Origin of the sequence: Roseicyclus sediminis (assembly GCF_025515305.1) — a bacterium.
Classification (GTDB): Bacteria; Pseudomonadota; Alphaproteobacteria; order Rhodobacterales; family Rhodobacteraceae; genus Roseibacterium; species Roseibacterium sediminis.
This window is the reverse complement of record NZ_JAOPHT010000027.1, coordinates 18494-27652: the sequence shown is the minus strand read 5'-3', so window position 1 is coordinate 27652 and position 9159 is coordinate 18494. Positions and strand designations below refer to the sequence as shown.

10 protein-coding genes and 1 tRNA gene are annotated in these 9159 nt (G+C 66.3%); 4 read left to right on the top strand and 7 right to left on the bottom strand.

The window, feature by feature from the left end; all coding sequences use genetic code 11:
- Positions 1 to 264: 264 nt before the first annotated feature.
- The gene (locus tag N8I71_RS20120; protein WP_262879836.1) at positions 265 to 396 is read right to left on the bottom strand and encodes a hypothetical protein; all 132 of its coding nucleotides are present in this window, start codon (positions 394 to 396) and stop codon (positions 265 to 267) included.
- Between the two features lie 403 nt (positions 397 to 799).
- Here N8I71_RS20120 and N8I71_RS20115 point away from each other — a divergent pair, with 403 nt between their 5' ends.
- Both N8I71_RS20115 and N8I71_RS20110 read left to right on the top strand, forming a co-directional pair.
- Positions 800 to 1795 carry an MBL fold metallo-hydrolase gene (locus N8I71_RS20115; RefSeq protein WP_262879835.1) on the top strand — a complete coding sequence of 332 codons (996 nt, stop codon included), beginning with the start codon at positions 800 to 802 and terminating at the stop codon, positions 1793 to 1795.
- 233 nt (positions 1796 to 2028) lie between these two features.
- A complete protein-coding gene (locus tag N8I71_RS20110) occupies positions 2029 to 2598 on the top strand; it encodes a hypothetical protein (RefSeq protein WP_262879834.1) in 570 nt (189 codons plus the stop codon).
- Between the two features lie 367 nt (positions 2599 to 2965).
- Here the strand turns inward: N8I71_RS20110 and N8I71_RS20105 are convergent.
- A tRNA-Thr gene (locus tag N8I71_RS20105) sits at positions 2966 to 3041 on the bottom strand.
- A gap of 155 nt (positions 3042 to 3196) precedes the next feature.
- On the opposite strand from N8I71_RS20105, the gene N8I71_RS20100 reads away from it, so the two are divergent.
- Together N8I71_RS20100 and rsmA are read left to right on the top strand one after the other, a co-directional pair.
- Positions 3197 to 4075 carry a hypothetical protein gene (locus N8I71_RS20100; RefSeq protein ID WP_262879833.1) on the top strand — a complete coding sequence of 293 codons (879 nt, stop codon included), beginning with the start codon at positions 3197 to 3199 and terminating at the stop codon, positions 4073 to 4075.
- Between the two features lie 39 nt (positions 4076 to 4114).
- Entirely contained in the window at positions 4115 to 4951 is an 837-nt protein-coding gene (rsmA, locus tag N8I71_RS20095; protein WP_262879832.1) for a 16S rRNA (adenine(1518)-N(6)/adenine(1519)-N(6))-dimethyltransferase RsmA, read from the top strand.
- Positions 4952 to 5131: 180 nt separating this feature from the next.
- Here rsmA and N8I71_RS20090 read toward each other — a convergent pair whose 3' ends face one another.
- From N8I71_RS20090 to N8I71_RS20070, 5 genes are all read right to left on the bottom strand, one after another.
- Positions 5132 to 5704, bottom strand: a complete 573-nt coding sequence (locus tag N8I71_RS20090) for a DUF4167 domain-containing protein (RefSeq protein ID WP_262879831.1) — start codon at positions 5702 to 5704, stop codon at positions 5132 to 5134.
- Between the two features lie 277 nt (positions 5705 to 5981).
- Positions 5982 to 6836, bottom strand: a complete 855-nt coding sequence (gene prmC, locus N8I71_RS20085; RefSeq protein WP_262879838.1) for a peptide chain release factor N(5)-glutamine methyltransferase — start codon at positions 6834 to 6836, stop codon at positions 5982 to 5984.
- A gap of 17 nt (positions 6837 to 6853) precedes the next feature.
- Entirely contained in the window at positions 6854 to 7909 is a 1056-nt protein-coding gene (prfA, locus tag N8I71_RS20080) for a peptide chain release factor 1 (protein ID WP_262879830.1), read from the bottom strand.
- A 48-nt stretch (positions 7910 to 7957) separates the two neighbouring features.
- Entirely contained in the window at positions 7958 to 8401 is a 444-nt protein-coding gene (locus N8I71_RS20075; RefSeq protein WP_262879829.1) for a DUF1499 domain-containing protein, read from the bottom strand.
- A 40-nt stretch (positions 8402 to 8441) separates the two neighbouring features.
- On the bottom strand, positions 8442 to 9074 hold the full coding sequence (locus tag N8I71_RS20070; protein WP_262879828.1) for an LbetaH domain-containing protein: 633 nt from the start codon (positions 9072 to 9074) through the stop codon (positions 8442 to 8444).
- Positions 9075 to 9159 lie beyond the last annotated feature (85 nt).

Genomic DNA, 9159 nt, shown 5'->3' with positions numbered 1-9159 from the left:
CAGCAGGTTCCTGACGTTCGACACGTGCCACCGTCCTCCCCGACGGGTCATCATACCCCGAGCGTTTAGCGCATCTGCCATGGCACGCAGCGTCGCGTGGCCTTCCGTCCTCAGAGCCTCGACCACAGGTGCCAGTGCGGCTGCATGTTCGTCTGCGTTCTGGCGCACAGTCTCCCGCAACGCTACCCCGCCCTTCCCTGCCCGCCTCAGCGCCGCGGCGCCGTTCGGATTGCCCAGCTTCACCCCACGCGCCTTCGCCGCCGCCTAGGCCTCCTTCGTCCGCCGTGAGATGGCATCGCGCTCTGGCTGGGCGAAGAGCGCCATGATCCCCAACGCTAGGTCTTTCGCCTCCGGCACGTCGTAGGCGACGAAGCTGCCGTTCGGATCGGGTTGCATCAGCGGCCGCTGTGCGGACGAAGCGGTACTTTCTCCCAAAAGTCCTACCGAACCACCCCTAGGCACAACACCAGCGCACGGAGCGTGATTCCCATGGGTGAGGACTGTTTTGTGGTGGGAAAATGCCAGGGCCATGTCCGATGCGGAGCGGTCCTAAGTCGACCAGCGGTGGAAAACGTAAACGGCAAAACCACAGCCCGGCCGACATCCCCCGAGCGGCCTGGCAATGGGGCGCGATCATCGCGATGGATCGGCGACCCATCCTGCACTACGCTTGCCACTGGTGCAGTTGTGTTTCCGCTTCATCTCCTTGGCACCCGCAAATCCTAACCCCAATTTGTCGCATCTTTTTTCGTTAACCTAACGCCCCGACTGCCGAAGCATCTAAGGACAGGTGGCACTCATGAACGTCATGCATCCGATCGAGGCTCCAATCATCGACAGCCTGGCAGTGAGGGTCGTCGTCGACTCCCGCTACGAACGGTTTCTTCCGAAAGCCGAACATCCTTTTGTTCGGATTGACCATGTCGGCTCGATCCCCGGGCACCATCGGTCGACCTTTGCCTGTGAATGGGGTTTGTCGCTTCATCTGGTTACCGAGGCAAGCGGCATCAGGGCCAGATATCTTCTGGACTTCGGCTACACGCCCGAAGTCCTGATCCGGAACTTCGAACTCCTGGGTCTGGAACCCAAGAGGCTCGATGCCCTGATCCTCAGCCACGGTCACCGCGATCATTTCGGTGGATTGGAACAATTCGTCGGGGTGTTCCAGAGCGACTTCCAGCCGGACGTCAATCTCGTGGTGGGCGGAGAGACAGTGTTTCGCGAAAAATGGATACGCGGTGCGGGCGGCGAAATCCTTTCTTGGGGTTCGGTCAATCGCGCCGCCATTGAGGCCTGCAACGTTCCGGCACTTTGTTGCCATAAGCCGCACGTCATGTCCGGCGCCTTCACCACCGGCTATATCGAACGGCAAACCTTCGAGACGGTTTCCGGAGGCTCGATGGTAGAGGACTACGACCATTTCTCCGAGCAGGAAAATGCGGGCAAGCTCGTTTTCGACGATCATCCGGACGAACACGCGGCGTGTTTCATTCTCAAGGACCGTGGCCTCGTGGTGATCACAGCCTGCGGACATGTCGGCCTTATCAACACAGTGAAAGCGGCGATGGCCGTTTCCAACGTCCAGAAACTCCACGCGGTCGTCGGTGGGTTTCATCTCGGTACGGCACCGGACGACTACATCGAACATACAATCGATGCACTCGAAGACTTACAGCCCGATGTGGTGATCCCCATGCATTGCAGCGGTGAACGGTTCATCACCGGCATGCGGCGCCGTATGCCCGAGCAGTTGGTTACGTCGAATGTCGGAACTCAGTTCACCTTTGGCGCATGATCCACGACTGCGTGGTGACAAAACAAAAATCATGCGGTCGTGACGGGCCACGTATGCACCAGTCCGCTTTGGGCTCGACGCTGTCATCTGACAGGAATGGTCGGATGTCTTTTTCCAAGCGCTTAGCTGCCCAAGAGGCAGCGAAAAAACTCGGCTCTGACAGCGGCACGTTCTTCACGGGTTCGGCAGTTAATGTTATGAAGTAACATATCTCGTGACTGGAGGGCCTCGTCGTGTCGAAAGAAGACCAAGATCAGCCCGTCGATGCTGAATTGCCTGAGAAGCGGCCCGGCGATGGTCAGGTCACGAAACCTCGGAAGCCTCCGAAGGTCGTGTTCACAGAAGAGCGCGGCGCCACCATCACGCTTGATAGCAAAGAACAGCTTCAAGAGCTCTACGGCACGAAGACCTACGAGGCGGCAAGCGCTATCCTGCTTTCAGCCGTGAACTCGTTCGGAGAGAATGCATCCCATTACCTTGATCTGATGCCAGCCATGGCAGTCGAGATGGAACCGCGGGATGCCGTCGAGGCCATGCTGGTGACGCAGATGGCAGCAACGCATGTGGCGATGACCACGATGTCTCTGAAGCTGCACCACGCCACCTCCTTCCAGGCTCGGGAGTCATTCGAGCGCTCTATGACCCGCCTCAGCCGGTCCTTCCTGTCGCAAATGGATCAGTTGAAGAAATACCGGGCCAAGGCCCAGCAGGTCGTTCGTGTCGAACGTGTAGAGGTCAACGATGGCGGCCAGGCCATCGTTGGGGATGTCAGCTACAGGAGGGGGGAGCATGACGAAAGGTGACGCTAACCCCATGAACCCTGTTCATCGGCTCCAGAACGCGCCTCGCTGCCGGGCGAAGGCGAAGTCCACGGGAGAGCATTGCAGGTGCCCGGCCGTGCGAGGTTGGAGCGTTTGCCGGGTGCACGGTGCCCGCGGCGGTCATGCCGCTGGTCCGACACATCCGCAGTGGAAGCATGGTGGGAGATCGCAGGAGGTTGTGCAGGCGCGGGCGCTGAATCGATTGGTTGCGCAGTTGTCCGTGGACGACCTGTCCTGATTGAGGTCACGTTACTCTAGTGTCCGCTGATCAAAAGGGGGCTCAAAAGGGGGATCAAGAAGATACCAAGAGAAAACTTTACTTTAAAAACAAAATAATAATGCAGATAAGTGGTGCCCCCAGAGAGACTCGAACTCCCGACCCTCTGATTACAAATCAGATGCTCTACCAGCTGAGCTATAGGGGCGCGGGTCACGAAATACGCCGCCCGGGCCGCGCGCGCAAGCGGGACGCGCGTGGGACGTGGCGAACGGCACCGGGCGTCCTCCCGCCCGATTGCGTCCCCCGAAAGCCGCGTATAGGGTTGGCGGAAGGACGGTTTTCGGGCGGGCTACCCCTACAATGCAGGTTGTTTTCCATCTCGGCGCACCATGCACCGACGACGATCTGCTTCTGCAAACGCTGATCCGGAACCGTGAGCTGCTGGAGAACGAAGGCGTCGCGGTGCCCCCGCCCGGCCGCTACCGGGCCGTTGTGCGCGACACCGCCCGCGCGCTCAAGGGACGGCCCGCGAGCGAGGAGGTGCAGGACGCGCTCCTCGATGCGATCCTCGATGACGCCTCCGATGTCGACCGGCTGATTCTGTCCGACCCGCGCTTTGTCTGCATCAACCGTCTCGTCGTGCAGGGGCCGCAGATCTGGCCGATGATCGACCGGCAGACAACGCAGCTGCGTGCGCTGTTCCCAAGGGACGCGGTGGAATTCTTCATCGGCATGCGCGATCCCGCCACGCATATCCCGCAGCTGTTCAAGACCTCGCGCTTCTCGGATTTCGCCGAGTTCACCGAGAACATGCAGCCCCACGCCATCGCCTGGTCCGAGATGCTGCGCCGGCTGACGATGACCCATCCCGACTGCCCCGTGACCGTCTGGTGCAACGAGGACACGCCGCTGCTCTGGGGCGAGATCCTGCAGGAGATCGCCGCGGTCGGCATCGAGGTCCCGCTCGAGGGCAAGGACGTCCTGGTGGAACAGATCATGGAGCCCGCGGGATACAGGCGGATGCGCGACTACCTGCGCCAGAAGCCCCCCGAAAGCGAGGCCTACCGCCGGCGCATCGTGTCGGCGTTCCTCGGCCGCTATGCCGTCGAGGACCGGATCGAGGAGGAGGTGAACCTTCCCGGCTGGACCGAGGCGTTCATGGATGAACTCAGCCAAGCCTACGACGAGGACATGGCCGTGATCGAGAACATCCCCGGTGTCACCCTCCTGCGGCCCTGAACGCTTGCGCCTCGCCGCCCCCTCGGGCAAGCCGGACGCATGAGCGCCATCGACAACCTGCCGCCCCTGCGCGACGTCATCGCCACCCATGGCCTGACGGCGAAAAAGGCGCTTGGGCAGAACTTCCTGCTCGACCTCAACCTGACGGCCAAGATCGCGCGCATCGCGGGCGATCTGTCGGGGGCGGACGTGCTGGAGGTGGGGCCGGGCCCCGGAGGGCTCACGCGCGGGCTGCTGGCCGAGGGCGCGCGGCGCGTGGTGGCGGTGGAAAAGGACGCCCGCTGCATCCCGGCGCTGGAACAGATCGCCGCCGCCTATCCCGGACGGCTCGAGGTGATCCACGGCGATGCCCTGGCGCTCGATTGGGACGACCACCTGACCCCGCCGGTGAAGATCGTCGCGAACCTGCCCTACAACGTGGGCACCGAGCTTCTGGTGCGCTGGCTCACGCCCGAGGCCTGGCCGCCGCGCTGGACGTCGCTGACGCTGATGTTCCAGCGCGAGGTAGCCGAACGGATCGTGGCGCAGCCGGGCGGCAAGGCCTATGGGCGGCTCGCGATCCTGGCACAGTGGCGCGCGACGACGCGGATCGCCATGACGCTGCCGCCCGAGGCCTTCACCCCGCCACCCAAGGTGCGCTCGGCGGTGGTGCAGATCGAGGCCCTGCCCGAACCGCGCTACCCGGCCGACCCCAAGGTCCTGTCGCGGGTCGTGGCCGCGGCCTTCAACCAGCGGCGCAAGATGCTGCGGGCCTCCCTCAGGGGGCTTTCGCCCGATATCGAGGACCGACTCCGTGAAGCGGGGATCGCGCCGACGGACCGGGCCGAAGACATCCCGATCGAGGCCTTCTGCGCGTTGGCGCGACTGCTTGCGTAAGCGTGTGACCGCCGATCAGTGGACGGCATCTGAACGCGAAAGGTGGGCGACGTACGGCCATGAGCACCCCGCCGAGGTGCAGGGGCTTCGGCCGGGGAGCCGGCGCGGGTCGGACGGGGACAGCCGCTCCATGACCGGCCCCGGACAATCCCGGAATTGCGATATCCGATGGAAAGCGGCTTATTCGGCCGCTTCGCGGGAGGGCCCGTCGCCGCCGGTGCCGTCCTGGCCGCCCTCGCCTGCGTCACCCGACGGGCCTTCGCCCTCGAGCTTGCGCGGGCGACGTGTGCGGCTGCGCTTGGGCTTGGGGGCGTTCTCGGGCGTCTCGACCAGAGTGCTCTCGGCCTCGTCGGAGGTCTCGATCACCGCGTCGAAGGTCCGGGCGGGCGTGTCCTGCTGGCCCTCTGGGCGCGGCTGACGTCCGTTCTCGTCGCCACCCTGACCCTGGTTGCCTTGCGGCTGACCGCCCTGGCCACTGCCCTGCTGCTGATCGCGGCGGGCATCCTGCTCGCGCTGGGCCTCCCCCAGAAGACGCAGGTAGTGCTCCGCGTGCTGCTGGAAATTCTCGGCCGCCACGCGGTCGTTGCCAAGCTGCGCGTCGCGGGCGAGCTGGTTGTACTTGTCGATGATCTGCTGCGGGGTGCCGCGCACCTTGCCCTCGGGGCCGGAGCTGTCGAACACGCGGTTGACGATGTTGCCAACCGAACGATTGCGGTTCCCCTTGGACCGCGAGCGGTTCTTCGATGATCTCATTGGTTTACTTTGGATCCAGTTGTCCTGGCTGTTGCAGAGGTGGGACCTTCATGGTCCCGAAACCGCGAACGTGACGGGCCCCGTCCGTGTCCTGTGGCCCGCGGTATCTGGCGAAATCCGCGCGAGGCGGCTGAAGGCCGACCATTCCGCGCAAAGGTGAATAAGCACGCAGCGCGACCCGAAACAAGGCGTAATCGTAAAAAGCGGCGGTTTTTCGCGGCTTTTTCGCCTCTTGTGGGGCATTTCCGCCTGCGCGCGCCAGGGTTCGGGTCCGATTTTACGAGCCCCGCACCCCCTCGATACGTCCGGTGACGATACGGTCCCTGCCAGAGAGATCGGGACCGATGGCAACGTCTTCAAGCCCCGCGCCCCGGAAGAGGCCGGCCACATCGGCCCCCTGCCCGGCCCCGATCTCGACGGCGAGACGCCCGCCGGGGGACAGGTGCGCGGGCGCGCCCGCCAGTATCGCGCGATAGGCCGAGAGCCCGTCGCCCCCCGGCGTGAGGGCGCCGCGCGGCTCGAAATCGCGGATCTCGGGGGCGAGGCCGCCGTACTCCTCGCCGGTGACATAGGGCGGGTTCGACACGATGAGGTCGAACCGCGCGTCGTCGGGCACTGCCGCCCACCAGTCTCCTTGCGCCAGTTGCAGCCGCCCCGCGACCCCGTGGCGCGCGGCGTTCGCCCCCGCCACGGCCAGCGCGGCGGCCGATATGTCGGTGGCGAGCCCCATCGCCGCCGGGCGTTCCGCAAGCAAGGTCACGGCGAGGATGCCCGACCCCGTGCCGAGGTCGAGCAGCCGCGAGAACGGCGCGGCCAGCGCCGCTTCGACCAGCGCCTCCGTGTCGGGTCGCGGTGTCAGGACGTCCCGCGACACGGCGAAGGGGCGCCCGAAGAAGGACCATTCGCCGAGGATCTGCGCCGTGGGCTCGCGGGCGGCGCGGCGGTCGAGGAAGGCATCGGCCCGCGTCAGCGCCTCGGCGGGAAGCGGATCGCCCCCCGAGGCCGCGAGCCGCGCGGCACTCCAGCCTGTCGCGGCGGCAAGCAGAAGCCGGGAATCGCGCCGCGCCTCCTCCGCGCCGATCAGGGGCGCAAGCCGGGCCACGGCCCCCCTGAGCCAGTCGGCGACGCGCACCTGACCGTCCACCGGCCTCAATCCTCCATCTCGGCCAGCGCGCGGGCCTGCGCCTCCTCGGTCAGCGCGTCGATCACCTCGTCGAGGTCGCCCTGCATCACCTCGGACAGCCGGTAGAGCGTCAGGTTGATCCGGTGATCGGTCAGGCGGCCTTGCGGGAAATTGTAGGTGCGGATGCGCTCGGACCGATCGCCGGTGCCGATCTGCGCCTTGCGGTCGGCGGCACGTTCGGCGGCGGCGCGGCTGCGCTCGAGGTCATAGAGCCGGGCCCGCAGGACCGACATCGCGATCTCGCGGTTGCGGTGCTGGGACTTCTCCGAGCTTGTCACCACGATGCCGGTCGGCAGGTGCGTGATGCGCACGGCACTGTCGGTCGTGTTCACATGCTGCCCACCCGCGCCCGAGGAGCGCATCGTGTCGATGCGGATATCGGTGGCGGGAATGTCGATGTCCACCGCTTCGGCCTCGGGCAGGACCGCGACGGTCGCGGCCGACGTGTGGATGCGGCCGCCCGATTCCGTCTCGGGGACGCGCTGCACCCGATGGACGCCGCTTTCGTACTTGAGCCGCGCGAAGACGCCCTCGCCCGCGATCCGCGCCGTGACTTCCTTGATGCCGCCAAGCTCGGTCTCCTGAAGGTCGATGATCTCGACGCTCCAGCCCCTCGCCTCCGCATAGCGGGTGTACATGCGCAGCAGGTCGGCCGCGAACAGCGCCGCCTCCTCGCCGCCCGTGCCCGGCCGGATCTCCAGCATCGCGGGCCGCGCGTCGGCCTCGTCCTTGGGCAGGAGCGCGAGGCGCAGCGCCTGCTCGGCCTCGGGGATCGCGGCGCGGAGGCGCGCCACCTCCTCCTCGGCGAGGTCCCGCATCTCGGGGTCGGCCGCCAGCGTCTCGGCCTCGCTGAGCTCTCCCTGCAGCGCTTCCCACTCGGCGATGCGCTCCACCACGGGTTTCAGCCCGGCGTATTCACGTGCGATCCCGGCTATCGCGTCGGGCGCGGCGCCCGCACCCAGACGCGCCTCGAGATACTCGAAACGTTCGGTGATCTGGCGGAGGCGTTCGCGGGGCAGCATGGCGGCGATGTGCCGGGCGGCGGGCGCGCGGTCAAGGGGCGCGGCGTCTCAGCGCGAAGCGGCGTCGATCCAGCGGGCCACCCGTGCGGCGTTCACGCCCATGTCGGAATAGCCGAATCGCGAGCGCGAGAAGATCTCGACGCGCGTGCCCTCGCCCTCGGGCGACAGCCGGATCGAGACGGCGTCGGGAAAGCCCATGATCCGCGTGCGGACGACATAGGTCGCGAAACCGTCCGCGAGATCGCCCGCGATCGGCCGGGCGCCCTCGGCCCGGGCGGCGGCATCGAGCGCGGTGGCGACCGACGCCGGATCGCCCTCCAGCACCGGCGCCTCGGCGCCCTGGCGCAGCTCGTAGTTTGGGCTCTCGGGCGGTTGGGCGGTGGCGGGATCGACGTGCCAGACCTCCGCCGGCATCGGCGCAAGGCGAAAGAAGACCGCCGCACCGAGGCCGGCCATCGCAACGAGAACGAGGAGGACGAAAAGAATGCGCATATTTCGGAGATGGCGCGGGCCGCGCCCGGCGTCAAGACGCTCAGCGGCCCTCTTTCGCGCCTTCGTATTTCTCGAGGAATGCCTCCGCCTTCAGCGCGCGGAAATCCTCCAGCGCGGCCCGGATGCGGCCATGGTCCCAGTCCCACCAGGCCAGCGCGATCAGACGCTCGGCGATGGCCGGCGGCTGGCGTTCGCGCAGCGGCTTCGCCGGGCAGCCCGCCACGATCGTGTAGGGGGCGACATCCCTCGTCACGACCGCGCCCGAGGCCACGACCGAACCGTGGCCGAGCGTCACCTCCGGCTTGATGATCGCGCCATGGCCGATCCAGGTGTCGTGGCCGATGGTTGTCCGGCGGCTTTCGCGGTGGGCGAAGAAGGCCGCGTCGGGCTCGGCGTCGGGCCAGTAATCGGCCGAGCGGTACATGAAGTGATGCAGGCTCGCGCGGTCGAGCGGGTGATCCGTGGGCCCGATCCGGGTGAAGGCCGCGATATTGGCGAACTTGCCCACGGTGGTGTTGGCGAGGTCGCAATAGCGCGTGGTGTAGGAATAGTCGCCCAGCGTGCTGTTGAGCATGACGGTGCCCTCGCCCACCTCGGTGAAGCGCCCGAGCGTGGAATTCACGATCCGCGCGGTTGGGTGGATCGTCGGATCTTCGGACAGGTTCTTGCTCATGGGGGCCCCGGTCTACTCTCCCGCGATGAAGCAGAAGCATGTGACGGGTTCATGACGCGCGCAACGGGGGGCGCTGCCCCCCGGG

Excerpts from the sequence above, each read along its gene's own strand:
- N8I71_RS20120 (WP_262879836.1), bottom strand. The coding sequence starts at position 396 with ATGCAACCCGATCCGAACGGCAGCTTCGTCGCCTACGACGTGCCGGAG.
- N8I71_RS20115 (WP_262879835.1), top strand. The coding sequence starts at position 800 with ATGAACGTCATGCATCCGATCGAGGCTCCAATCATCGACAGCCTGGCA.
- N8I71_RS20100 (WP_262879833.1), top strand. The coding sequence starts at position 3,197 with ATGCAGGTTGTTTTCCATCTCGGCGCACCATGCACCGACGACGATCTG.
- rsmA (WP_262879832.1), top strand. The coding sequence starts at position 4,115 with ATGAGCGCCATCGACAACCTGCCGCCCCTGCGCGACGTCATCGCCACC.
- N8I71_RS20090 (WP_262879831.1), bottom strand. The coding sequence starts at position 5,704 with ATGAGATCATCGAAGAACCGCTCGCGGTCCAAGGGGAACCGCAATCGT.
- prfA (WP_262879830.1), bottom strand. The coding sequence starts at position 7,909 with ATGCTGCCCCGCGAACGCCTCCGCCAGATCACCGAACGTTTCGAGTAT.
- N8I71_RS20075 (WP_262879829.1), bottom strand. The coding sequence starts at position 8,401 with ATGCGCATTCTTTTCGTCCTCCTCGTTCTCGTTGCGATGGCCGGCCTC.
- N8I71_RS20070 (WP_262879828.1), bottom strand. The coding sequence starts at position 9,074 with ATGAGCAAGAACCTGTCCGAAGATCCGACGATCCACCCAACCGCGCGG.